This window comes from Dactylosporangium sp. NPDC051485 (assembly GCF_040682015.1).
Lineage (GTDB): Bacteria > Actinomycetota > Actinomycetes > Mycobacteriales > Micromonosporaceae > Dactylosporangium.
In genome coordinates, this window is record NZ_JBFAZW010000055.1 from 1 (window position 1) to 24416 (window position 24416).

A 24416-nucleotide genomic window follows, 5' to 3' on the forward strand; every position below is an offset into this window, starting at 1 on the left:
ACGGTTTACACCCCTGCGGGCGACGATCAACCCGGATCTCGAACACGGCAACCCCTGATCAAGTCAGGTGTTGCAACGACCCCTTGAAACCGGGGACAGGCGTAATGCCCGATTTACCGCCGCTTGCCGGGGTGTTTCGGGCTTAACGCAGCGGCTGCTGGCGGCCGATCAGGCCCTGCTTGCTGCGGCGCTCGGTGGCGGTCAGCGGGTCGGTGACGGCCAAGGCCTCGGCGTACCGCTCGGCGAACTCCGCCACCGGGGCCTCCCAGTGCTCGGCCTCGATCTCCAGCGGCAGGTCCCAGACCGGGGCCAGCAGGCCGTGGGCCCGGAACATGCCGGCGAACTTGGTGTTGTCCCCGAGCAGCAGGCCACCGCCGGCCGCGAGCCGGGACAAGGCGTCCAGCGCGCGGTCCTCGTCGTCGCCGAGCACCAGTCGCACGTGGGAGCGGTCGGTGACCCGGCACCAGTACGTCGCCGGCGCCGCGGCCAGCTTCACCGTCGGGAAGATGCTCGCGTTGGCCCGCTCCAGCGACGCCCGCACGTTGGGGTCGTCGGTGGCGTTCTCGTCGAGCCAGAACTCGAAGCCGGAGTGCACCGTGATGTCGAGCGGGGCGTTCTCGATGACATCCTGGAGGCGGTCGCCCAGCCCGGGCAGGGCGGGGATGTCGACGGTCTGGCCGGGCGGGGTCTCCAGCGCACACTGCAGCGCGACGGCCAGGTCCCGCGACACGTCGCCGGACTGCACGTGGCGCTGCAGGCCGATCAGCACGCGGCCGTCGGGCTTGGTCATGGCGGGCCAGGCCATCGGCAGCACGGTCGCGAGAGTCACGGGCCGGTCACCGTACTTCTCGGCGAACGCGGGCGCCAGCTTCAACGGCGCCGAGGCGGCCGGCACCAGTTCGCGGAGGGCGATCCACTCCGGCTCGTCGGCCAGGCCCTCGAACGGCCGGCCGACGTATACGTCCCGGATCTTCTCGCGCTTCTCGCCGCTGGCGCGGCCACGGGGGGTCTTAGCACGCTTGCTCACGGCGATCCAGCCTAGGCGCTCACGCACCGCCACGGGCGCACACCACCACTGCCCGGCGCGTCACTCACCCGCCACGGTCGCCCACTTCGGACATTTCCGAAATATCGCCCAGGAGCCACCCACGAGCGCGGCGCGGTCAAGGCGCGGCGCGGTCAGAGGGTGGCCCAGACGCACTGGCCCAGGCCGTCGCGCTCCACGCCCCACCCCGTGGACAACGCCGCAACGATCGTCAGTCCCCGCCCGCCCAGCGCGTCCGGCGCCGCGACCCGCAGCTGAGGACCGACCGCCGAGCCGCCGTCCGTCACGCGGATCTCCAGCGTGTCGTCGGGCAGGAGACGCCAGGCCACCCGGATCACGCCACCCGGAAGGGGCGCGGCGTGCCGCACCGCATTCCCGACGAGTTCCGCGGCAATGGCGATCGCATCGTCGAGGCGGTCGGCCGAGAGAAGGGAGTCGAGCTCGTCCGCAAGACGGTGGCGGGCGACGTGGGCGCCCCGCGCGTGGTGCGGGACGACGACGCACCAGGCGCGCGGATCCGCGACGGTTGTGGACACGCTCTCAAGCCTCCCCGGGGCCGTCGGCGTCAGCTCGGGGCAGCCGCACCTCGGCGACGGTCCCTCCCCCTCGACGTGGTCGTAATGATACCCATCCATGTTGACGCTCGACGATCCTGCGCACCAGGTAAAGACCGAGGCCGACGCCGCCGCTCGTACGCTGGTCGCCGGTCTCCAGCTGCCAGAACCGGTCGAAGGCGCGCTCTACGTGCTCCGGCCGGATGCCTATGCCCCGATCGGCGACCCGGAACCACACGGTCTGCGCATCCGCGCCGGCCGTCAGCTCGATCTGTACCCACTTCGGGGAATACTTACCAGCATTGGTGACCAATTCCGCCAGGACCGTGGCCAGGCTCGCCCGGTCCCCGCGGGTCTTCGGGAGGGTGGGCGGCAGCGTCACGGTGAGGGAGCGGCGCTGCTCGGCGTTGAGCTCGTCGACGGCCGCGCCCAGCGACTCGACCAGGTCGAACGGGAGGAAAGTGGTGGACTCCGCCGTGGGGCCGTCGTCGCCGACGGCGTTGAGCAGGCGGTCGACCCGCCGGCTGAGCTCGCGGGCGCGCTGGCCCACGACGTTGATCGCCTCGCGGCGGGCGTCCTCGGCGAGGTTCTCCCAGTGGTCGACGAGCGTGTCGGCGTACCCCCGGATCACCGTGATCGGCGTGCGCAGCTCGTGGCCGGTGAGCGCGATGAACAGGTCGCGGCCGTCCGGCGGCTGCTGCGGGCGGGCCCGGAAGGACACGGCCAGGTCGTCGGAGGCGGGCACCCGGGCGGCGCGGATCACGATCCACGTGCCGCTGGGCATCTGGTGCTCGATGCTCTCGTCGCCGGAGGGCAGGGGGAAGGGCCACGGCTCGCCGATGGCCGCCTCGGCCGGCCGGGAGGTCAGCAGGGCGGCCGGCGGGTTCCACGAGCGGACCCGCCGCTCGGGGTCGAGCAGCGCGAACGGCTCGGACGCCGGCTCGACCGCGGGGGCGTCGGCGTACACGGGCAGGCCCCGGCCCAGGCCGTACTGCAGCGCCACGAACGAGGCGAGGAAGCTCAGGGCGGCGCGCTGCTCCTCGCTGGCGGCGCCGTCCGCGTCCGTGTAGTTGACCATGAGCACGCCCACGCCGGTGCCGTTGGCGGAGACCTCGGACGCCAGGATGCGGTGCAGGCCCCGGCTGTCGAGCTGCTGGCCGCCCGAGGTGCCGATGAGGCTGCTCGGGAACTCGCGGACCCGGGAGCCGTACCGCAACAGCCCCCGAACCGCCGGGTGGATGAGGTCGATCGGCCGCCCGAGCGACCAGTCGAGGTCCCCGGCGACGGCCACGACCCGGCCGTTCTCCTGCGCGTACTCGATGAACGCGGCGCCCGTCGCCCCCGTGGCCGCCGCGGCGACCTCCACGGAGCGTTGCAGGCCGGTGATGCCGCCGCCGCCGGAATTGAGTTCCTCCGCGACCTCGGCGAGACCGCTGAAGACCAGCGGACCAGCATCGACCATGGTGCGAGTTTGCCTCTCCTGGGCGCGCTTTGAAAGGTGGTCGCCGAAAGTTGTTGAGCATTGATTCAGTCGCACAGCGTGTCCGTGACCGCGGACCCGATCGGTGCTAAGGCCGGTGCTTGAGCGGGACGCCGCCAGCGCCTATGGCCGGTGGCCCAACTCGCGGAGGCGCTCGATCACGTACGCCGGGCGGTCGGAGATGATGCCGTCGACGCGCAGCTTGGCCACGAGGTCGACCTCGTCCGGCTCGTTCACGGTCCAGACGTACACCGGGTGCCCCCGCCGGTGCAGGCGCTCCACGATCTCCGGGGACGCGCGCAGTAACTGCACGCCGGGTCCACCGATCGTGCTGCCGGGTGGCAGCCAGCCGATCCGGCTTGGCACCGACCACACGTCGATGAGCATGACGGTGGGCAGGTCCGGCGCCCGCTGCCGCACCCGGCGGACCGCCGTGGTCGAGAACGACATCACGGTGACCTGCAGGGCGCGGTCGGGGTCGGGGGTCTCCAGGCCGTACCGCCGCAGCAGCGTCAGCAGCGCGGACTCCACGGCGCCGCCGTAGCGCACGGGGTGCTTGGTCTCGATGAGCAGCCGCATCGGGCGGCCGGCGTCGGTGGCCACGCCGAGCAGCCGGTCCAGCGTCAGCACCTTGCTCCGCCACCGGTCCTCGACCTGGTTGCGGTCCACGATCAGCTTGTCGGGCGAGTCGAGCAGGTCGGAACGCCAGGAGGCGAAGTCGTACCGGTCCAGCTCGGCCAGGGTCTGGGTGCTGACCCGGCCCCGGCCGTCGCTGGTGCGGTCGATGCGGGAGTCGTGCAGGCAGACCAGGTGCCCGTCGCGGGTGAGCCGGACGTCACACTCGAGCCCGTCGGCGCCCTCCTCGATGGCGAGCAGGTAGGCGTCGAGGGTGTGCTCGGCGTGCCGGCGCGACGATCCCCGGTGTGCGAAGACCAGCGGGCGCCAGTCGTCAGAGGACCCGGGGAACACCGCCGTCCTCGCTCACCATCGGGCGGCCGGCGGACGCCCAGCTCTGCATGCCGCCGTCGAGGTTGATCGTGCGGTCCCGCCCGTTCTGCTGCAGGAACGCGACGACCTGGGCGGAACGGCCGCCGGCCCGGCAGACCACGACGACGTCGCGGTCCTCGGGGATGTCGTCGATGAAGGCCGGAATCTGCATCATCGGCACGTGGACGGCGCCGGGCGCGTGGCCCGCGGCCCATTCGTCGTCCTCGCGCACGTCGAGCAGGTATACGTCATCCGCAACGTCGCCGGCCGCTACGGCTGGGATGGAGGGTCGCCTGAACACGGCCTCAGGCTACATGTGGTTGACCCAGGGCGGGTTCTCGACCGACCAGGAGTCCAGCAGATCCTCCCGGACCGCCTTGTAAAGGACCTCGGACTCGGGCAGCGCGACGACGTAGGAGATCCCGCCGATGTCCTGCGGCTCCGAGGGCACCTGCAGGCCCATCAGGTTGTCGGGGCTGATGTTGCGCAGTGCGAACATCAGGTCGGCCAGCTGCATGCCGTTGAGGTCGACGGTGAGGGCCTGGCCGATGGCGCGGATGAACTTGTCCGCCGCGATCGGGTTGGTGGTCAGGCCCTTCTCCTTGGCCCGGTTGAGCATGGCCCGGATGAACTTCTGCTGGTTCTTCTGGCGGTCGTAGTCGCCGTTGGGCAGGCTCTTGCGCTGCCGGACGAGGTCGAGCGCCTGCCACGGCTCGAGGTGGTGGCAGCCGGGCTGGTAGACCTGCGGGTGGCCGCCGCGGTCGGGCGAGAGGTAGTTGCCCTTGTCGTCGAAGCCGACGTGGATCGACGTGACCTTCTGGTCGATGCACATGTCGACCCCGCCGAGCAGGTCGACCGCGGCCTTGAAGCCGTCGAAGTTGACGATCGCGGCGCCGTCGAACCGGATGCCGAGCAGGTCGTGCAGGGTCTCCGAGAGCAGCTGGACGCCGCCCTCACCACCGCCGCCATACTGGAACGCGCCGTTGATCTTCTCGTGCGAGACGCCCCTGAAGCCGGTCGGCGTGAAGGCGGGGATCCTCACCCGCAGGTCGCGCGGGACGGACAGCAGGTAGGCCCGGTCCATCGTGGCGGGGATGTGCAGGATGATGATCGAGTCGGAGCGCTGGCCGTCCTGGGGGTCGAGCGCGCGCAGGTCGGAGCCCAGCAGCAGGAAGTTGAGCGGGCCCTTGATGTCGGTGTGCCGGTCCTCGTCGGGGTTGCCGGCCCGCGAGTTCTGCCCGAGCAGCGTGCTCTGGTTGATGTTCGCGGTGTAGCGGTGGCTGAGAAAGTTGACCCCGGCGACCGCGGTGCCGGAGATGAGCACGATTGCCAGGCCGAAGACGATGATCGCCCGGGCCCAGATCGGGTCATGCCCCGGAAGTTTCGGCTTTTTAGGTTTTTTCGGCGTTTTCGGACCTTTCACGCCAACCTGGCTTACGGTGGAGGCTTCGGCGTCCCCGTCGAACTCCTGTTGCATCACTGCCCCCGAGCCGCTCGCCGCACATCGGCGAGGATTCATCCGAGTCTACGTTCGCGGCACCGAGTCTGCTCACCCGCGACCACCGCGCAATCCCTCGGAAAGCCGTCGAACAGGCGATTAGTACTCGCCGTCCGGCCCACAGAGCAATGAGATCTATGCGACAGCCCGGACATGCAACCCTGTCACAGGTGCGACATGCCCGAACTTGCCCTATTTCTCACTAAATTGCTTATTTGGACTTGGTACTGGCCTTCGCCGACGGAGCCGTGGACGGCTTCGGCCCGTTGGCCGCCATCCAGTCGGCCATCTTGTCGTTGCGCACGGCGTCGTAGAGGGCGGTCGCCTTCTCCTTGTCCCCCACCACGACGTCCTCGCCGCCGATCTTCTTGCTGCCGTCGTTCGGGCTGACCAGGAAGGTGAGGTCGTTGCTGCGCAGGTTGCGGAACTGCAGCGCCATGTCGGCCAGCGAGAAGTCCTTGTCGACGGTCATCGCCTTCGTGATCGCCTTGAGGAACGAGTTGAGCTTGCCCGGGTTGGACACGGTGCCGGAGCTGACCGCCTTGTCCAGGATGGCCTTCATCATCTCCTGCTGGTGGCGCATGCGGGCGAAGTCGCCGTCGGCGAACTGGTACCGCTGCCGCGCGTAGTCCAGCGCCTCGTCGCCGTTGAGGTGGTTCACGCCCTTCTTGAACTGCCGCTTCGGCGGGTGGATCGAGGTGATGTCCTTCTCGATGTTCATGTCGATGCCACCGAGCGCGTCGATCACCTGCTTGAACCCGCCGAAGTCGATGAGCAGCACGTGGTCCATGCGGACGTTGGTGTACTTCTCGATCGTCTCCACCGTCAGCGGCGTGCCGCCCCACGAGAAGGACGCGTTGAGCTTGGCATTCGTGTCGCCGTACTGCGTCGTCTTGCTCTTGGGGATGTACACGTAGAGGTCGCGGGGCATGGAGATCAGGTAGGCGTGCTGGTGATCCGCCGGGATGTGCAGCAGGATCATCGTGTCGGTGCGCCACTCGCCCGCCTTGCCCCCGTTGTCGGGGTCGCGGGAGTCGCTGCCGAGCAGCAGCATGTTGATCGCGCCGTCCACCGTCTTCGCCGGTCGGCCCTCGGTGATCTGCGAGAACGGGTCGTCGCGGTTGAGGCCGGAGTCGACGTACTTGTAGTAGACGAAGCCGCCCACGCCGGCGAGCAGGGCCAGCACGAGGATCGCGCCGCCGGCGACCAGGGCGATGCGGCCCCAGCGCGGGCGGATCTTCTTGCGGCCCGAGTACTGCCCGCCGTTGCCCGGCGTGCGGCCGGGGCGGTTCGGCGGAGGCGGGGACTGGCGACCGTACACGCCGGACGCGGCGGGGCTGGTCGGGGTGTTGGCTGCGGAGACGCGGGCCCGGGCGCCCGACGTCGGAGCGAGCGCGCCGGGCACCGAGGCCCGACCCGAGGACGAGCCGCGTGATGCAGGCGTGGTGGACATAGCACCACGATACGAAGCTCGCGCCGTCGCGCCACGTAACCGAGGCGGGCGCGGCACGAACCCGGGAGAGTCAGCGCCCCCGGAAGTACGCGATGGTGCGGGCCAGGCCCTCCTGCGGCCCGACGACCGGCTCGTATCCGAGCAGCTCACGCGCCTTGGTCAGGTCGGGGCGGCGGCGCTCCGGGTCGTCCGCGGTGCGGGCCACCAGCGCCACCCGGGAGGTGCTGTCGGAAAGCCGCACGATCGACTCGGCGAGCTCCAGCATCGTCATTTCGTGTTCGGTACCGCAGTTGACCGGCCCGGTCTCGGTGGAGTCGAGCAGCAACAGGATCCCGCGCACCAGGTCGGAGACGTAGGTGATCGAGCGGGTCTGGGTGCCCGTGCCGTGCACCGTGATCGGCTCGCCGCGCAGGGCCTGGGAGACGAAGGTCGGGATCGCGCGCCCGTCGTCGGGACGCATGCGCTCACCGTACGTGTTGAAGATCCGCACGATGCCGACGTCGGCCCCGCGGCCGCGGTGGTAGCCCATGACCGCCGCCTCGGAGAACCGCTTGGCCTCGTCGTAGACGCTGCGGATGCCGATCGGGTTGACGTTGCCCCAGTACGCCTCCGGCTGCGGGTGGACCAGCGGGTCGCCGTACGCCTCCGACGTGGAGGCCATGATGAACCGCGCGCCGTCGGCGACCGCCCGCTCGAGCAGCTGCAGCGTGGCCACCGACCCGACCCGCAGGATCTCCACCGGCAGCGAGGCGAAGTCGGTCGGGCTGGCCGGCGAGGCGAAGTGCATGATCGCGTCGAAGCGGGCGGCGAGCGCCTCGTGCGCCGGGAGCGGCTCGGTGACGTCCGCCTCGACCAGCGTGAACCGCGGGTGCTCCTGCAGGTGAGCGACGTTGTCCTTACTCCCGGTGAGGAAGTTGTCGATCACCACGACGTGAGCGCCCCGGGCGATCAGAGCATCGGCAAGGTGGGAACCGACGAAGCCGGCACCACCGGTGAGCAGGATCCGGTGACCTTCGCCGTAACGCTCCGCAACGACCATGGGGCACAGCCTAGCGTGTCGCCGCATCGGGCCCGGAGGATCGGTGGCCCCCCCGGGCCCGGTGCTCTCTCAGTGGGCTCCCGCCCCCGTGAGCGACCTCGCCTCGAGCTCGCTGTACTTGTCCGGGTCGCGTTCCTTGCTGGTCATCGCCCCGAGCGCGGCGAAGATGAACCCGATCGGGATCGAGATCAGGCCCGGGTTCTCCAGCGGAATCGGCGCCGCCGTGGTGCAGCTGAACAGCGCCGTGGCGTTGGACACCTGCTTGGAGGTCTGCGCCACACCGCAGTCCTTGGCCTGGGCCGCGGTCAGCGTGGCCGGCGTGCGCGCGTCGCTCACGCCGCCCCAGGCGATCGGGCTGAGCAGCACCACGCCGACGGCCGAGATGAGGCCGGCGTAGATGCCCCAGGTCGCGCCGCGGGTGTTGAACCGCTTCCAGAAGAGGGAGAACAGGATCGCCGGCAGGTTGGCCGACGCGGCGATCGCGAACGCCAGCGCCACCAGGAAGGCGACGTTGAGGTTGCGGGCGAAGATGCCGAGCGCGATTGCCACGGCGCCGATGACGAACGCCGAGTAGCGCGCGACGACCACCTCCTGCCGCTCGTCCGTCTGGCCGCGCCGGATCACGTTGGCGTAGAGGTCGTGCGCGAGCGAGGAGGACGAGGCCAGCGTGAGGCCGGCGACGACGGCCAGGATGGTGGCGAAGGCGACGGCGGCGATGATCGCCAGGAGCAGTGATCCGCCGAAGTCACCGCCGAGGTACCGCTTGCCGAGCTCCTGGGCCAGCTGGGGCGCCGCGGTGTTGCCCGCCGCGTCCTGGGCGACGATGGCGGAGCGGCCCACCAGCGCGGCCGCGCCGAAGCCCAGCGCCAGCGTCATCAGGTAGAAGACGCCGATGAGGCCGATCGCCCACACCACGCTCTTGCGGGCGGCCTTGGCGTTCGGGACGGTGTAGAACCGGATCAGGATGTGGGGCAGCCCCGCGGTGCCGAGGACGAGGGCAAGGCCGAGCGAGATGAGGTCCAGCTTGCTGGCCAGCGTCGCGGTGGCGTTGCCGGCGAACTCCTTGCCGTAGCGCAGGCCCGGCTGCAGGAAGGACTCCGGTGGCGTCTTGCCCGACTTCGCCGCCGCCTCGCCGAGCAGGCTCGACAGGTTGAACTTGTAGTGCGCCAGGACGAGCAGGGTCAGCACCAGCGCGCCGATCATCAGCATGAACGCCTTGACGATCTGCACGTAGGTCGTGCCCTTCATGCCGCCGACCGTGACGTACACGATCATCAGCACGCCGATGAGCGCGATCGTCACGATCTTCGCGGTCTCGGCGCTCATGCCCAGGAACGTGTCGCCGGCCTTGATCCCCAGCAGCAGTGCGACCAGCGCGCCGGCGCCGACCATCTGGGCCAGCAGATAGAAGATCGAGACGATGATGGTCGAGATGCTGCCGGCGGTGCGCACCGGCGCCTGGCGCATGCGGAACGCCAGCACGTCGGCCATCGTGTACCGCCCGGAGTTGCGCATCAGCTCGGCCACCAGCAGCAGGGCGACCAGCCAGGCGACGAGGAAGCCGATGCTGTACAGGAAGCCGTCGTAGCCGTTGAGCGCGATGATGCCGGCGATGCCGAGGAAGCTCGCCGCCGACATGTAGTCGCCGCCGATCGCCATGCCGTTCTGGAAGCCGGTGAACGAGCGCCCACCGGCGTAGAAGTCGGCCGCGCTGCGGGTCTGCCGGCTGGCCCAGACGGTGATCGCCAGCGTGACGCCGACCAGGATGATGAACAGCGTCAGCGTGAGCGTGCGCTGCGTGCCGACCGAGGTGGCCGCGAGCACCACGGAGTCATGCATCGCGATCCGCCCCTTCTTCGATCTTGGCGCGCAGGTCGTCGGCGAGTGGGTCCACCCGCCGGTCGGCGTACCGCGCGTACAGCCACGCGATCAGGAACGTCGACGCGAACTGGAGCAGCCCGAAGATCAGCGCGACGTTGATGTGCCCGACGACCTTGGTGCTCATGAAGTCGCGGGCGTACGCGGACATGAGGACGTACAGCGCGTACCAGAGGAGGAATGCAGCGGAAACCGGGAAGACGAAGCGGCGCAGCGTGCGGCGCAGCGCGTCGAACTCCGGCGAGCGGGCAACGGCGACGTAGCGGTTCTCGCCGGTGTCCGCGGGCGCCGGTGTCTCGGTGCTCATGAAGGATCACCACCTGCGGTGTGGGGGTGCGGGTAACCGCGCACGCTAAGAACCCGGCAGGCATCAATAAAGATCTTTGCGCGACACCGGTACCGCATGTGCGCCGAACGGCACCGCCGGTGCGCCCGGTGGCATGGTTCACGCCGCTTACCGGCGCGCTCCGCGACTCGGGACTGTCCAGTTCGGGCAATGTGTCCGCACCGCGCCATTCGATGCGCTTTCTACGGAGATCGCGGCAATTGATCGAGAATGCCAAAGGGATCGGCATTCTTGAGCCACCTAGCTGAACGCCAAGTGGCATTACCGATTACGCCGTGGGTGTTGTGCAGATTTGAACGGATTGCCGGTTTATTTATGCAACCGCATTGGGACGTGCGGGCGGCGCGTCCGTCCGGTTGAGTAGGCGTCGGCGGCTAATCAGGCGATTCGACTACCTGTTCGTTTGATCCCGAACGAAAATCCGTCTTGTAGCGTCCCCGTCGCGGACGTTGCCAGAGCTAGCCGCCGGGCTGGCCCAGTCGGTTGGATGTCGTTGGTGAGGACGTAGAAAAGCATCTGTTGAGATTCCACGGCCACTACTGGTCCATTTCTGGCCGTAACCGACAGCCGTCCTCAGGGCGTCGCCGCATGCAGTCGAGTCACCGGCAAGGCGCGGGTGGGCCGACGTCGACAGAAGTATTGCCGTACCCCACCGGGCTGGGCCGTCAATCAGTTGACGCCTCCGCTCGGCTGCCTTTCCCTGAAGGAGAACACGTGCTTCAGCGCCTCCGCTCGGTCCGCGAGAACGAGAGCGGCTTCACGCTCATCGAGCTCCTCATCGTCATCGTCATCCTCGGCATCCTCTCCGGCATCGTGGTCTTCGCCGTGGGCGCCTTCAACGACCGCGGCACGATGGCCGCGTGCAAGACCGACGTGAAGAACGTCGAGGTCGCGGTGGAGGCATACAAGGCCAAGAGCGCAGACAACAAATATCCGGCCGACCTCGCGACGCTTGTCCCCAACTACCTCAGGGAAGAGCCGAAGGGCAACGGATACACGATTACTTACGTCGCCAGCTCCGGCGCGGTGACCGGCGCGCTGACCGACGGCACCGCCTGCAAATAGGGCGACGACCCGGTAGAGAGGGCCGCCCTGGGTGGCCCTCTCTACCCGTGTTTCGGAAATCTGTGCGGCACTGGAGGTTGGTATGCACGATCGCCGCGATCATCTCGATGCGCTGCTCGATACGTTGTGGCGGGCACGCGGCACCGACCTGCTCCTCACCGCGGGCATGCCCCCACAGATCCGCGTACACGGCGAGTTGAGCCCGGTGGCCGGGCACGAGGTGCTCACCAGACGCGACACCGACGCCCTCCTCACCGCGATGCTGACCGACGAGCAGATGTTGGCCTGGCACGCGTCCCGCGAGTACGACTTCTCCTTCAGCTGGCGCGACCTTGCCCGGATCCGGGGCAGCGCCTTCAGCCAGCGCGGACAGACCGCCGTGGCGCTGCGGATGATCTCGCAACGCGTCCCGACGATGGCCGAGCTCGGCCTTCCCCCCGTGCTGTGGCATTTCGTCCGCCAGCATCAGGGGCTGGTGCTGGTCACCGGGCCGACCGGGTCCGGCAAGTCGACCACCCTCGCCGCGATGATCAACCAGATCAACAGCGACCGGGCCTGTCACATCCTGACCGTCGAGGATCCGATCGAGTACATCCACGAGCACAAGCGCGCCATGGTGAACCAGCGCGAGGTGGGCTCGGACACCGAGTCGTTCCCGGACGCGCTGCGCTCCGCGCTGCGCGGCGATCCGGACGTCCTGCTCGTGGGCGAGATGCGCGACCTGGAGTCGATCCGGTTCGCCCTGACCATCGCCGAGACCGGCCACCTGGTCCTTGCCTCGTTGCACACCAACGACACGGCGCAGGCCCTCGCCCGCATCATCGACGTCTTCCCGGCGGAGCAGCAGGCCCAGGTCCGCACGCAGCTCGCGGCCGCGCTCACCGGAATCGTCTACCAGAGGTTGATCCCCCGGATCGGCGGAGGCCTGGCCGGCGCGCACGAGGTGCTCGTCGCGACGAGCGCGGTCCGCAACCTCATCAAGGAGGGCAAGACCCACCAGCTGCGCAACTCGCTGGTGACCGGCCACAAGGAAGGCATGGTCACCTTCGAACAGTCGCTCTCGGCGCTCGTCCAGGCCGGCACGATCACGATCGACGACGCCGTCGCCCGCAGCCTGTATCCCAGGGACATCGAGATCCATCCTCGACGGGCGAGCGTGACGGTATGAGGCTCAGGAACTGGGGACAGCCGGCCGAGTCCGCCGAGGCGACACCGGCGACGCGGGTACAGCGGATCGAACCGGGCCGCCCCGACGACCTGAGTGTGCAACCGGGCGGCCGCCGCCTCGGCGAAGTTCTCGTCGGGGCCAACGTGGTCAGCCCCCAGCAGGTCGTCGCGGCCCTGGCGGAGCTGCAGCAGGGTCCGGCGAAGTTCCTGGGGGAACGCCTGGTCGAGCTCGGCGTGCTCAACGAGCGCGACCTCGCGTGGGCGGTCGGTGCGCAGTACTCCTTGGACGCCATCGACCTCCGCGAGGTCATCCCGGAGCCGGCGGCAACCGAGTTGCTGGACCAGACGATCGCCCGCGAGCTGGTTGCTATCCCGCTGGCGCTGCGCGGAGAGGCCGTGCTCATCGCCGTGGCCTTCCCCGCCGCCGCGCAGGCGCTGCAACAGGCCATCGGGCGCCCGCTGATCGTCAAGGTCGCGTCGCGTTCGGACATCACGCGCGTGATCGCGAACAGCTATCGTGCGATTTCCGCGGTCAGCTCCCAGGTCAGGGTCTTCGAGGCGCAACAGTCATTGCGCAAGGAGGTGGCCCGGCTCGACCCCGCCGTCGCCAACGACGACGCGCCCGTGGTGCAGATCGTCCACCTCATCATCACGCAGGCATTGCGGGACCGCGCGTCCGACATCCACATCGAACCGCACCCCGAACGGGTCCGCGTGCGCTACCGCATCGACGGTGCGTTGCACGACGTTCTCGACCTCCCCGCGGCCATGGGACCCGTTGTCGCGAGCCGGATCAAGATCCTCGGCGGGATGAACATCGTCGAGCGTCGCCGCCCGCAGGACGGGCAGATCAGCATGGACATCGAGGGGCGAGGCGTCGATATCCGGGTGTCCACCACCGCCGTCATCGACGGTGAGAAGGTGGTCATGCGGCTGCTGGACAAGAGCCGTCCGCTGTTCCGGCTGGAGCAGTTGGGCATGCCCGGCGACATGGCCGCTCGATACTCGGCGCTGCTGCGCTCGCCGTACGGAATGGTGATCTGCGCCGGCCCGACGGGCAGCGGCAAGACGACCACGTTGTACGGCTCGCTGGGCGAGATCAACACGCCCGAGCGTAACGTCACGACGATCGAGGATCCGGTCGAGTATCGCATTCCGTCGATCAATCAGATTCAGATCAACGAGCAGGCGGGCATCAGTTTCGCGGGCGGCCTGCGGTCGATCCTGCGGCAGGACCCGGACGTGATCCTGGTCGGTGAGATCCGCGATGTCGAAACCGCTCGCATCGCCGTCCAGTCGGCCCTCACCGGACACTTCGTGCTCTCGTCCCTGCACGCCACCGATGCCCCATCGGCCCTGCTCCGGCTGCTCGACATGGGTATCGAGGGCTTCCTGGTCGCGTCGTCGGTCACCGCCGTGCTGTCGCAGCGCCTCGTGCGGCGCATCTGCAACTATTGCCGCGAGCCGTACACCCCCTCCGCCGAGGAACTGGCCCTGCTGCACGCGATCCAGGGCCGGCCGCCGATCGGTGGCTTCGTGCGCGGCCACGGCTGCAACTTCTGCGCGCAGACGGGTTACCTCGAGCGGACCGGCGTCTACGAGATGCTGACGGTGTCGGGGCGGATTCGCGAAATGGTCCTCGAACGCGCGACGCACGACGAGATTCGCAAGGTCGCCCGGGCCGAGGGGATGCGCACGCTCCAGGAGGAGGCCGCTCGCCTGGTCGAAGCGGGCGTGAGCACCCTGGCCGAAATTTTGCGTTCAATCTATGTGGTGGGGGCCTGAGGTGACCGAGTACGGCTACACCGCTATCCGTCCAGACGGACAGCGCGCCGCTGGTGAGGGGCAGCCCTACACCGCTGTCTATCCCCACGGACTGCACGGCGCCGACATGGAGCAGACACAGCACCTGTGGGTTCCCGCGCAGGCGCCGCACGAGCCGGCGCCGTTCGAGCAGACACCGCACGAGCAGGCGCCGCGTGCACGGCAGGCGCGGGACAGCAAGGCCCGCGAGAAGAAGAGCTTTCTGCAGATGGAGCTCTCCCCGCCCCGCGTCAAGCGGGAAGAGGTCATGCACCTGTCTCGCCAGCTCGGGGCGTTCGTCCGCGCCGGACTGCCGCTCATCGACGCGGTTCGCACGATCGGCGAGGAGGCGACGAACTCCAGCGTGCGGCGCATGATGATCGAGGTCGAGGAGGGGCTGCGCGCCGGGGAGACGTTGTCGGGCTGCTTCGACCGGCATCCGAAGATCTTCCCGGAGTTCTATCGGGGAATCCTGCGCTCGGCCGAGCTCACCGGTCAGCTCGACACGGTCCTGGAACAGCTCGCGAAGTACCTGGAGCGGGACCTCGAGGCGAGACGCAAAATCAAGTCGGCCTCGATCTACCCATCGATGATCGCGCTCATGTCGCTGGTCACCGTGGTGGTGATGGCCTGGTTCGTGCTGCCCCGGTTCAAGGTCTTCTTCGCCGGCCTGCACGCCAAGCTCCCGCTGCCCACGCGCATCCTCCTGGCGATCACCGACTTCTTCACGCACTGGTGGTGGGCCGTGCTGGCGGGCGTGGCCGTCGTCGCGCTGAGCATCTTCCTCGCGCTGCGCACCGAGGGCGGCCGATATGCGCGGGACCGCCTCCTGCTGGGCATTCCCGTGATCGGCGCGGCGGTCCGGTTCGCGCTCGTCGAGCGCTTCTGCCGCATCCTCTCATCCATGGCCGGCGCCGGCGTCCCGCTGCCGGAGGCGCTGCGGGTGGCCACGGAGTCGCTGCGCAACCTGGTATTCATGCGTGCGCTCGCGCACGTCGGCGAGGCGATGCTCGAAGGTCATGGCCTCGCCGATCCGCTGGCCGGCACCGGGCTCTTCCCCGCGACCGCCGCCCGGATGATCCGCGTCGGTGAGGAGACGGGCACGCTCGACGTTCAGCTGGAGGTCACCGCCCGCTACTACGAGGGCGAGCTCGACTACAAGCTCAAGAAGGTGACCGCGCTGTTCGAGCCGGCCGTCATCATCGTCATGGGACTGATCGTCGGATTCGTGGCCATCGCGTTGGTGTCGGCGATGTACGGCATCTTCAACCAGGTGACCGTCTAGATGAAGGCGGACCCGAACGATCGGGGCGAGACCCTGATTGAGCTGCTGGTCACGGTGATCATTGTGGGGGTCGCGGTGGTGGCCCTCGTCGGCGGCATCGCGACCAGCGTCCGGATGTCCGACATCCACCGCAAGCAGGCCCAGGCCGGCGCCTATGTCCGCGCCTTCGGTGAGGCGATCGAGAATTCCGTGAGCACGGGTGCCCCCACCAAGTACACGGCGTGCGCGGGGACGGCCACCTATTCGACCGCATACCCCGCCCACCCCGATGGCGGCACCGCCTACACAGCCGCGATCACGGCCGTCACGTACTGGAACCCGACCAGCAATGCCTTCGCGGCCTCGTGCACCACCGACAGTGGGGTACAGAAGGTGTCGCTGAAGGTCAGCACCTCCGACAACAAGGTCGCCGAGACCCTCGACGTCATCATCCGCAAGCCGTGCCGTTCGACGACCGACTTCCCATCGGAATCGCCATGCGCGTGAGAAGCGACGAACGCGGTCTGACCCTCATCGAGGTGCTGGTCGCGATCGTCATCCTGGGCATCATCATCGTTCCCCTCGGCAACGCACTGATCAGTTTCATCCGGAATACCGACGACACCACCAGGCGCCTGAACGAGTCGCACGACGTACAGATCATGGTGGCCTACTTCGCCCAGGACGTGCAGAGCGTCGGGGTGCGGGACTGGACCGCGGACGGGTTCCCGCTCAAACAGTCGATCTTCCCTGATGTCGCCTACAACGGTTCCCCGTATCCGTGCGGCGCCTCGGACACCCCGAAGGCGGTCGTCCGTTTCGCCTGGGACGACCTGGGGACGACCTATGTCAATCGAGTGTCCTATGTGGTCAGGACCGTGGGTGCGGAGCGTCAGCTGCACCGCATCATGTGTACGAAATCGTCGACCTCGGACACCGTGCTCGCCCACAACGTCGACGGGAATCCCGTCCTGGGCTGCCCCGCACCGGCCGACGACTGTTCCGCGGCGCCCGCCGTGCCGCAGCGAGTGACCCTGACGGTCACCATCAAGGCCGGCGGCGGGCAGCAGCCGCTCACCGTGACCCTCGACGGACAGCGGAGACAGACATGACATCGAGGATCAAGCACACCGACGACAGCGGCGCGGCCCTGGTGCTCGCGCTCGTGTTCATCACGGTGGTTGCCGTGGTCATCGCTACGGTGCTGTCGTTCGCGGGCACGAGCATCCGCGCCACGCTGAACCTCCGCGATCAGGCGGCGGAGGCCGCCACCGCCGACGGCGCGGCGCAGATCGCGATCAACACCTTGCGACAGGGGACATTCGACGGCACCGCCGGAAAATGCTTCGGCGCTGCGCAGCCCGGCCTGACGCTGAAGGGCTTTTACCAGGCGTCATCCGGTTCGACGTACTCGGCCCTCGTCAACTGCGATCTGGACTCGGCCAAGAGTGCCGCCTCCCCGGTGCCGATCAGCGCGGCGAACAAGCCGGGCAGCGCGATCCTGACGCTGGGAACGTCGACCACCGAGGATGGCATCAACCTCAAGGTCAGCGGCGGCGGGACACTGAAAGTCCACGGCAGTGTCGTCTCGAACTCCAACATCAACGTCTCCCAGGGCACGCTCGAGACCAACGCGAGCGTGACCGCGAGCACCGGCTGCACCGGCTCGATCACCAGCGTCCCGGCCAAGGTCTGCAACACCGGAAAGACGACGGCTGACCCCAACTATCCAGCACCGACGACGACCCCGACGCTTCAGACGGTCAAGAAGTGCAGCGGCAAGGGCAAGGTCGTGGAGTTCGAGGCGGGGCGGTACACCGACCTCGCGTCGCTCAACAACCTGACGAGTAACTCCGGTTGCAAGGACGGCATCTTCTGGTTCCACCCGGGCACCTACTACTTCGACTTCGGCGGCGAGTGGTTGATCGACACCGGATACCTGATCGGTGGAACCCCGACCACACAGCCTGTCGACGGCGCGACGCCGACCATCCCCGGGTCATGCCTGACCCCGATTCCCCCCAATCCGCTCCCGGCCGGCGGCTGGACCCAGCCGGGCCCCAACGCCGGCGTGCAGTTCGTGTTCGGCGGCGCGAGCCGGATCCGGGTCAAGGCGGCGCAGGTCGAGATCTGTGGCACCTACTCCAAGACCAGCCCACCCATCGCGGTGTACGGGTTGAAGACGGCGGTCGGCGGCGTGCTTGCGCAGAGCGGTTGCGTCACCTCCGTCCCCTACTCGTCGGGCTGCGCGGTGATCAAGACGGAGAACTCGCCAAACAGCAGGTTGTACATCCAGGGCACGACGTACGTGCCCAATGCGGCCCTGGACATCTCGCTCAACAACTTGACGGGGCAGGTCTTCCGGTACGGCGTGATATCGCGCAGCCTCTTCATGACGCCCACGGGCAGTGCGGACCTGACGGGCCCCGTGATCGAGGTGCCGGACGATTCGCCCGGCTACGGACTGCGTACCGTCGTCAACCTCAACGTGTACATCTGCCCAGGCATCGCCACGTGCAGTACCGCCGAGAAGGCCAATCTTCAGGCGACCGTGGGCCTGGTGGATCGATCGGGCGCGCCGTCCGCGGGCAAGCGAGAGGTCACGATCTATAACTGGAAGTTCAGATCGCGGTGACGTCCACATAGAACTGTGCGATCGGCGCGGCCGCGAAGAGGGCTACCAGAAACCCGGCGATCATGAACGGGCCGAACGGGATGGCCGTCTTGCGGCCGCCCTTGCCGCCGACCATGATGCCGACACCGACCACGGCACCCAGCAGGAAGCCGGCGAACGTGCCGATGCCCAGCGCGGACCAGGACAGATAGCCGAGTACGCCGCCGAGGATTCCGGCCAGCTTGACGTCTCCGAACCCCATGCCGGCCGGGTAGGCGAACGCCAGCGCGAAGAAGAAGGCGAACAGCGCCGCCGCACCGATCGCGGCGCGCGCCAATGCCCACCAGTCGTGCTCCCAGGCCGCCGAGAGCGTCAGCAGGATCGCCACGATCGGGTATGACGGCAGGACGATCGCGTTCGGCAGCCGGCGCAGGTCAAGGTCGATCACGGCCAGCGCTATGCCCGCCGCGGCGACGTAGAGGTACGCGGGCAATGCGCTGAGCAAGTGCAGCTGGTGCATGCGCAGCGCAACCGCGACGAAGAGTACGGCCGTCGTCAGCTCGACGAGCGGGTAGCGCACGGCTATCCGCGCACCACAGTCGGCGCACCGGCCACGAAGGACGAGCCACCCGAGCACCGGGATGTTGTGCCGGTGCCGGATGCCGTTACCGCAACCGGGGCAGCGCGACGAGGGTGTCACCAGCGACTCGCCCCGGGGCACGCGATGGATCACGACGTTGAGGAACGAACCCACCGCCAGACCCAGCAACAGCGTCACCGGAAGCAGCAGTGCGAGCTGGGAGAGAGGCACGGCCCTATCATGACGGCTGGCGCCGGCCGACCGCGACGGGCGTCAGCTGCGGCGATACCGGCCGCGCTCGTGGATCAGCGGCGCGTCGGGAGCGGCGGCGAGTTCGACCCGCTCGATGATCGCCTCCACCAGCAGCGACCAGCCCTTCTCGGTAGCGCCCACCAGGCGGCAGCCCGCCCAGCTGCGCCCGCGCGGCACCGGCCCCCACTCGGTGCGCTCCCAATTCCCCGTGGCGAACGGGCCGCCGGGCGCCGGCATCAGCCCGCCGAACTTGTCCGCGAGCTGGCGGTCCTCCTCCTCGAGCAGGCAGACCGCGAACCGGCCGGCCGACTCGGCGGCCTCCCACAGGTCGCTCTCCTCGTCGACCAGCCCGAGCACGCGGCCCGGATCGCCGTCGACGACCAGCATGGACGAGACGGTCAGGCCCTTGTCGCCCTGTCGCTCGCCGGCCGCCGTCCACAACGTGACGGCGGCGGGCAGCCGCCCTCGCAGCCGCCGGACGGGCGACTTCAGCTCGTCCGGCGTGGCGAACGGGTCGGAGGCGTGGATGCTCACCGCCTCATTGTCGCCGCCGGGGGCCGGGCGCGGCGGCGCGGTCCCGAAAGCCGCCCGGTCAGGCCCGCCTCGGGCTGACGGCCGCCAGGACCTCCGGCGCACGGCGCTGCAGCAGGTTGCCCGCCAGCCGGGTGCCCACCCAGGCGAGCGCGAGGCCCCAGGCCAGGCCGACCGGCAGGAGTACCCAGGTCAGGTCCTCCGGCAGCAGGGCGGACGCGATCGTCACGGGCGCGGCCAGCACCCAGGTCGCGAGCATGCTCACGAACGAGAGGAGGCTTCGCAGACCGCCCCGCCCGGCGTTCGTGGCGAACGGGTTGTTGCTGTCGGGCACCGGGTACGCGGCGACGACCGAGGTGATGCCGGCCGCGCCGACCGAGATGCCGTACGTGCACAGCCCCACCCCGAGCGCGGCCGGCAACTGGGCGGCCTCGCCGCCGATGATCGCCACCGCCACCGTCGCCGCGGTGAGCACCGGAAACGTCAGCGTAGCCACGGCCAGCGCGCGGGCGGCGAGCTCCACCTGGCCGGGCACGCCGGCGAGGATGTGCAGCGCGTACGCGGTGCCGTCGTTGCCGAACTGGTTGACCAGCACCAGGCCCAGGAACGCGCCCGCGATGGTCAGCGAGTACACGAGCGCACCGTGACCGCTCGGATGGGCCTGGGCCGCGCCCCGGCTGCCGCCCACCCCGAGGGTGAACGCGAACGGGATCACCACGGACATGGCCAGCAGCGAGATCAGGGTGGCCCGCCGGCGGGGGTCGCGCAGCCAGTACCGCATCTCCCGGGCGATCAGGCCGGTGAACCGGTTCGGCCGCAGGAACCGCACGACGCGCGGGAAGAGCGCGCGCACGGGGCTCTCGCCGGTCGCGGACCGGCGACCGGCGCCGGGGCCCGCGGCGCTGCCGATCATCGCCGACTCGATGGTCTGCAGCCACCACCACAGCAGCACCGCGCCGCCCGCCACACCGACCAGCAGGCGGGCGGCGACGAGCGCCCAGCGGCCGTCGATGGCGTCGACGTACGCCACGTACGGCGCCGCGAGCGGCGTCCAGGACAGCACGCGGGCGATCGCGGTGGCCTGGGGCGACTCGCCGCGGCCGACGAGCGCGATGATCAGCTGGATGACCGGGTTGCACGAGATGCCCATGAGCGCGATGAGCAGCGCGGCGAGGTCGCGCACCCGGCGCGAGCGCAGCATCCGGGCGAACGCGCTGGTCACCGCGCGGCTCGCGGCGACGCAGACGCAGAGGCCGACCACCGCGCCGAGCACCGCGACGACCGCGGCGGCGAGCCCGCCCCCGGTCGCGGCGCCGATCACCGAGCCGAGGGTGGCCAGCAGCGTGACCACGGGCGGCACGCCGACGAACGCGGCAGCGAGCATGCCCAGCACCAGGGTGCGCCGTGGCACCGGCAGCAGCGCGAAGCGGGCCGGGTCGAGGGTCTCGTCGACGCCGAAGAACAGCAACGGCACGAAGACCCAGGCGAGCACGATCGCGGCGCCGGCGAACGCGGCGACCGTCGGGCGGAGGTGGGGTCCGGCCACGCTGCTGATCGCGAAGGCGGCGAAGCCGACGAACGCCGCCCACAGCCCGAACAGCGCGCCGAGCAGGAACAGGATGAGCCGCGAGTGCCGGCCGAACCAGCGCGACCGGTCGCCGCTCGGTCGCCGGCCCGGCCGCAGCGTGTTGCGCAGGATGCGCAGCTTGAGCCGCACGAAGTAGGCGACCCGCGGCTGGCCCGCCAGCTGCGCCCGCGGCTCGGGCGGCGACGGCTCGGCGGCCGGCCGCTGCTGCTGCTGCGGGATCCGCGCCTGCGGGTCCGTCGACGCCTCGGGCGCCGGTCCGTGCGGCGGCGTCACAGCCACGACAGCTCCGCGCCAGTCGCCACCCGGCCGCCGACGACGTCGACGAAGACATCCTCGAGCTCCCGGCCACCGCGGACCTCCTCGGTGGTACCGACGACCTTGATCTGCCCGTCGGCCAGGATCGCGATGTGCGTGCACAGCCGCTCGACGACGGCCATGACGTGGCTGGAGAAGATCACCGTCCCGCCGTTGCGCACGTAGCGGATCAGAATGTCCCTGATCAGGGCGCCGGAGACCGGGTCGACCGCCTCGAACGGCTCGTCGAGCACCAGCAGCCGGGGCGCGTGCAGCATCGCGCAGGCCAGGCCGATCTTCTTCTTCATGCCGGCGGAGTAGTCGACGACCAGGGTCCGCCCGGCGTCGGCGAGGCCGAGCACGTCGAGCAGCTCGGCCGCGCGGGCGTCGACCACGTCCGCCGGCAGCCCGCGCAGCAGGCCGGTGTAGGCCAGCAGCTCGGCGCCGGAGAGCCGGTCGAACATGCGGGCCGAGTCGGGCAGGGCGCCGAGGCGGCGCTTGGCCTCGACCGGGTCGGACCACACGTCGTGGCCGAGCACGTAGGCGTGGCCGGCGTCCGGGCGCAGCAGCCCGACGGCCATGGACAGGCCCGACGGCCATGGACAGGGAGGTGGTCTTGCCGGCCCCGTTCGGCCCCAGCAGGCCGAAGAAGGAGCCGACCGGCACGTCGAGGTCGACGCCGGCCACCGCAACCTTGTCGTCGAAACGCTTGGTGAGCCCCCGCAGCGCGAGAGCGGAACCCGGCTCGCGATCTGTCACATTCTGAACGTAAGTCACCCTGTCCACCCTTGGCCACTCCCGGTGACCCGGTGAGCTCACATGCGCAGCGCGTCGGGCGCGTGCAGCCGAAGCATGATCGCCCCGACGCCGGCGGGCAACCGGTGCCTTGTCAGCAGGGAGACCAGAATCATCACCAGAAAGGCCAGGGGTACGGACCAGGCGGCGGGCTGGGTCGTCAGCACCCCGGCCCAGCCGTCCAGCGGGCCGCCGAGCACGGTGAGCAGCACGGCGGACACGGCCGCGCCGCCGCCGGCGACGATCCCGGCCGCCGCGCCGACCGCGGTGAGCCCGCGCCACCAGATGCCGAGCACGAGCAGCGGGCAGAAGCTGGACGCGGCGACGGCGAAGGCCAGCCCGACCACCTGCGAGACGTCGAGGCTCGCCACGAAGAGCGCGAGCAGCAGCGGCACCACCCCGGCGACCAGGGCCGAGCGGCGGAAGTCGCGCACCGAGCCGTGGCCGAGCACGTCGGTCGACAGCACCCCGGCCACGCTGGTGAGCAGCCCGGAGGAGGCGGAGAGGAACGCGGCGAACGCGCCCGCCGCGACCAGCGCGCTGAGCAGGCTCCCGGCCGGGCCGCCGCCGAGGGCGGCCGACGGCAGCAGCAGCACGACGGCGTCGGTGTTGCCGGTCATGAGCAGCTGCGGGGTGTAGATCCGGCCGAGCACGCCGTAGAGGGTCGGGGTCAGGTAGAAGACCCCGACCAGGCCCAGCACGACGAGCGTGGTGCGCCGCGCGGCCGCCCCGTCGGGGTTGGTGTAGAAGCGCACGAGCACGTGCGGCAGGCCCATGGTGCCCAGGAACGTGGCCAGGATCAGCGAGTACGTCGCGAACAGGTCCTGCGACGTGCCGCCTGGGAGCAGCCACTCGGCGGGGGTGTCGCCGGAGACGGCCGGCACCCGCGGTACCGCCGAGTCCGGCGGGAAATCGAGGACCGTCTCCTCGGCGACGGCGTGCTCACCGGGAGTGAGCAGCAGGGCGCCGGCCAGCGGGACGTCGTCGACCGCACCGTGCGCGACGACCCGGGTCGGCTCGGTCACCGTCAGGCGGGTCGGGTGCTCGACGGTGACGGTCGTCGCGGCGGCGAAGCGGGGCCCGTCGGGGGCGGTCAGGGCGGGCCGGCCGTCGTGCTGCCACGCCATGAGCAGGAACACGAAGGGCACGGCGAGGGCGGTGAGCTTGAGCCAGTACTGGAACGCCTGCACGAACGTGATCGAGCGCATCCCGCCGAGCGCCACGTTCAGGGTCACCACGACCCCGACGAGCAACGTCCCGAGCGCGTAGGGGGCGCCGGTCACGGTCTGCAGCGTGAGCCCGGCGCCCTGTAACTGCGGCACCAGGTACAGCCAGCCGATGAACATCACGAACGCGGTGGCCAGCTTGCGCAGCCGCTTGGAGCGCAGCCGCACCTCGCAGAAGTCGGGCAGCGTGAACGCCCCCGAGCGCCGTAGCGGCGCGGCCACGAAGAGCAACAGAGCCAGGTATCCGGCGGCGAATCCGACCGGGTACCACAGCAGGTCGACCCCGTGCTTGAGCACCAGCCCGGCCACGCCGAGGAAGCTCGCCGCCGACAGGTACTCCCCGCTGATCGCCGCCGCGTTCCAGCTCGGGCTGACCATCCGCGAGGCGACCAGGAAGTCGGAGGTGGTGCGGGCGAGGCGCAGACCGTAGAGCCCGATCGCGACCGTGGCCAGCGTGACCAGCAGGACCGCGGCGATCGAGTACGAGGTCATGCCGCCGGGTGTTGGCCGCGATCCTCGACCAGGGCCAGGAACTCCTGCTCGTTGCGCTCGGCCAGGTGCACGTAGACGGCGCCGATGAGGTACAGGAACGGGTAGGCGAGCACGCCGAGCAGCACCCAGGGCAGCGAGACGCCGAACAGCCGGGCGTGCGCGACCGCGGGCAGCGCCGCGAAGAGCAGCGGGAGCCCGCCCAGCCCGACCGCGACCACGGCGGCGAGCCGCACCGCCACCGACAGTTGCGCCCGCACCAGCCCGCGGGCCAGCGCCGCCCCGACCGGGCTCTGCTCCTCCAGCTCGACCCGGGCGCGGGCCGGCCGGATCCGGGCGCGGGAGACGTCCCCGAGCACGACCCGGACGCGCGGAGTTGGCGGCTCCATAGACGGCAGTCTCGCAACGCCCGCAAAACAAAAGCAAGGGCCGACGTCCCCCGTCGAAACGTCGGCCCAGCTCTTTTGA

General features: G+C 69.7%; 22 protein-coding genes and 1 pseudogene. 7 read left to right on the plus strand and 16 right to left on the minus strand.

The features are described 5' to 3' along the window. Positions 1-142 precede the first annotated feature (142 nt). The 10 genes from AB0M46_RS28225 to AB0M46_RS28270 all read right to left on the minus strand — a co-directional run bounded on the left by AB0M46_RS28225 (position 143) and on the right by AB0M46_RS28270 (position 10241). A complete protein-coding gene (locus tag AB0M46_RS28225) occupies positions 143-1027 on the minus strand; it encodes a DUF5926 family protein (protein WP_363340678.1) in 885 nt (294 codons plus the stop codon). Positions 1028-1179: 152 nt separating this feature from the next. Further along, the gene (locus AB0M46_RS28230) at positions 1180-1581 is read right to left on the minus strand and encodes an ATP-binding protein (protein WP_363340680.1); all 402 of its coding nucleotides are present in this window, start codon (positions 1579-1581) and stop codon (positions 1180-1182) included. 4 nt (positions 1582-1585) lie between these two features. Beyond that, positions 1586-3061 (minus strand): ATP-binding protein, encoded by a 1476-nt coding sequence (locus tag AB0M46_RS28235; RefSeq protein WP_363340683.1) that lies wholly within the window; start codon positions 3059-3061, stop codon positions 1586-1588. 141 nt (positions 3062-3202) lie between these two features. Beyond that, positions 3203-4048 carry a glycerophosphodiester phosphodiesterase family protein gene (locus tag AB0M46_RS28240; protein ID WP_363340685.1) on the minus strand — a complete coding sequence of 282 codons (846 nt, stop codon included), beginning with the start codon at positions 4046-4048 and terminating at the stop codon, positions 3203-3205. Then, positions 4029-4367 carry a rhodanese-like domain-containing protein gene (locus AB0M46_RS28245; RefSeq protein WP_363340687.1) on the minus strand — a complete coding sequence of 113 codons (339 nt, stop codon included), beginning with the start codon at positions 4365-4367 and terminating at the stop codon, positions 4029-4031. The genes AB0M46_RS28240 and AB0M46_RS28245 overlap by 20 nt, the downstream gene beginning before the upstream one ends. 9 nt (positions 4368-4376) lie before the next feature. Continuing rightward, positions 4377-5489 carry an LCP family protein gene (locus tag AB0M46_RS28250; protein WP_363340689.1) on the minus strand — a complete coding sequence of 371 codons (1113 nt, stop codon included), beginning with the start codon at positions 5487-5489 and terminating at the stop codon, positions 4377-4379. Between the two features lie 286 nt (positions 5490-5775). Next, positions 5776-7017, minus strand: a complete 1242-nt coding sequence (locus AB0M46_RS28255; RefSeq protein WP_363340691.1) for an LCP family protein — start codon at positions 7015-7017, stop codon at positions 5776-5778. A 70-nt stretch (positions 7018-7087) separates the two neighbouring features. Then, on the minus strand, positions 7088-8056 hold the full coding sequence (locus AB0M46_RS28260; RefSeq protein WP_363340693.1) for an NAD-dependent epimerase/dehydratase family protein: 969 nt from the start codon (positions 8054-8056) through the stop codon (positions 7088-7090). A gap of 69 nt (positions 8057-8125) precedes the next feature. Continuing rightward, on the minus strand, positions 8126-9895 hold the full coding sequence (locus AB0M46_RS28265) for a cation acetate symporter (RefSeq protein WP_363340695.1): 1770 nt from the start codon (positions 9893-9895) through the stop codon (positions 8126-8128). Then, entirely contained in the window at positions 9888-10241 is a 354-nt protein-coding gene (locus tag AB0M46_RS28270; protein WP_363340696.1) for a DUF485 domain-containing protein, read from the minus strand. The genes AB0M46_RS28265 and AB0M46_RS28270 overlap by 8 nt, the downstream gene beginning before the upstream one ends. 753 nt (positions 10242-10994) lie before the next feature. Here AB0M46_RS28270 and AB0M46_RS28275 point away from each other — a divergent pair. From AB0M46_RS28275 to AB0M46_RS28305, 7 genes are all read left to right on the plus strand, one after another. Continuing rightward, positions 10995-11345 (plus strand): prepilin-type N-terminal cleavage/methylation domain-containing protein, encoded by a 351-nt coding sequence (locus AB0M46_RS28275; protein WP_363340698.1) that lies wholly within the window; start codon positions 10995-10997, stop codon positions 11343-11345. An 82-nt stretch (positions 11346-11427) separates the two neighbouring features. Then, positions 11428-12513, plus strand: a complete 1086-nt coding sequence (locus AB0M46_RS28280) for a PilT/PilU family type 4a pilus ATPase (RefSeq protein ID WP_363340700.1) — start codon at positions 11428-11430, stop codon at positions 12511-12513. Beyond that, a complete protein-coding gene (locus AB0M46_RS28285; protein WP_363340702.1) occupies positions 12510-14297 on the plus strand; it encodes an ATPase, T2SS/T4P/T4SS family in 1788 nt (595 codons plus the stop codon). Before AB0M46_RS28280 ends, AB0M46_RS28285 begins: the two co-directional genes overlap by 4 nt. A 106-nt stretch (positions 14298-14403) precedes the next feature. After that, on the plus strand, positions 14404-15600 hold the full coding sequence (locus AB0M46_RS28290) for a type II secretion system F family protein (RefSeq protein ID WP_363340704.1): 1197 nt from the start codon (positions 14404-14406) through the stop codon (positions 15598-15600). Continuing rightward, positions 15601-16086, plus strand: coding sequence for a prepilin-type N-terminal cleavage/methylation domain-containing protein (locus AB0M46_RS28295; protein ID WP_363340706.1), 486 nt, complete (start codon positions 15601-15603; stop codon positions 16084-16086). It abuts the gene before it with no gap. Next, a complete protein-coding gene (locus AB0M46_RS28300) occupies positions 16041-16691 on the plus strand; it encodes a prepilin-type N-terminal cleavage/methylation domain-containing protein (protein ID WP_363340708.1) in 651 nt (216 codons plus the stop codon). Before AB0M46_RS28295 ends, AB0M46_RS28300 begins: the two co-directional genes overlap by 46 nt. Then, complete coding sequence (locus AB0M46_RS28305; RefSeq protein ID WP_363340710.1) at positions 16688-18214, plus strand: hypothetical protein; 1527 nt, start codon at positions 16688-16690, stop codon at positions 18212-18214. Before AB0M46_RS28300 ends, AB0M46_RS28305 begins: the two co-directional genes overlap by 4 nt. On the opposite strand, the gene AB0M46_RS28310 is transcribed toward AB0M46_RS28305, so the two are convergent. The 6 genes and pseudogenes from AB0M46_RS28310 to AB0M46_RS28335 form a co-directional block, all read right to left on the minus strand. After that, positions 18201-19004, minus strand: coding sequence for a prepilin peptidase (locus tag AB0M46_RS28310; RefSeq protein WP_363340712.1), 804 nt, complete (start codon positions 19002-19004; stop codon positions 18201-18203). The genes AB0M46_RS28305 and AB0M46_RS28310 overlap by 14 nt on opposite strands. A gap of 42 nt (positions 19005-19046) precedes the next feature. Beyond that, complete coding sequence (locus AB0M46_RS28315) at positions 19047-19559, minus strand: flavin reductase family protein (RefSeq protein WP_363340715.1); 513 nt, start codon at positions 19557-19559, stop codon at positions 19047-19049. 58 nt (positions 19560-19617) lie between these two features. After that, entirely contained in the window at positions 19618-21423 is a 1806-nt protein-coding gene (locus tag AB0M46_RS28320) for an ABC transporter permease (RefSeq protein ID WP_363340717.1), read from the minus strand. Continuing rightward, positions 21414-22197, minus strand: a pseudogene (locus AB0M46_RS28325) (ABC transporter ATP-binding protein). Before AB0M46_RS28325 ends, AB0M46_RS28320 begins: the two are co-directional and overlap by 10 nt. Positions 22198-22253: 56 nt before the next feature. Then, entirely contained in the window at positions 22254-23951 is a 1698-nt protein-coding gene (locus tag AB0M46_RS28330) for a cation acetate symporter (RefSeq protein WP_363340719.1), read from the minus strand. After that, the gene (locus tag AB0M46_RS28335) at positions 23948-24337 is read right to left on the minus strand and encodes a hypothetical protein (RefSeq protein ID WP_363340721.1); all 390 of its coding nucleotides are present in this window, start codon (positions 24335-24337) and stop codon (positions 23948-23950) included. Before AB0M46_RS28335 ends, AB0M46_RS28330 begins: the two co-directional genes overlap by 4 nt. Between the last annotated feature and the right edge of the window lie 79 nt (positions 24338-24416).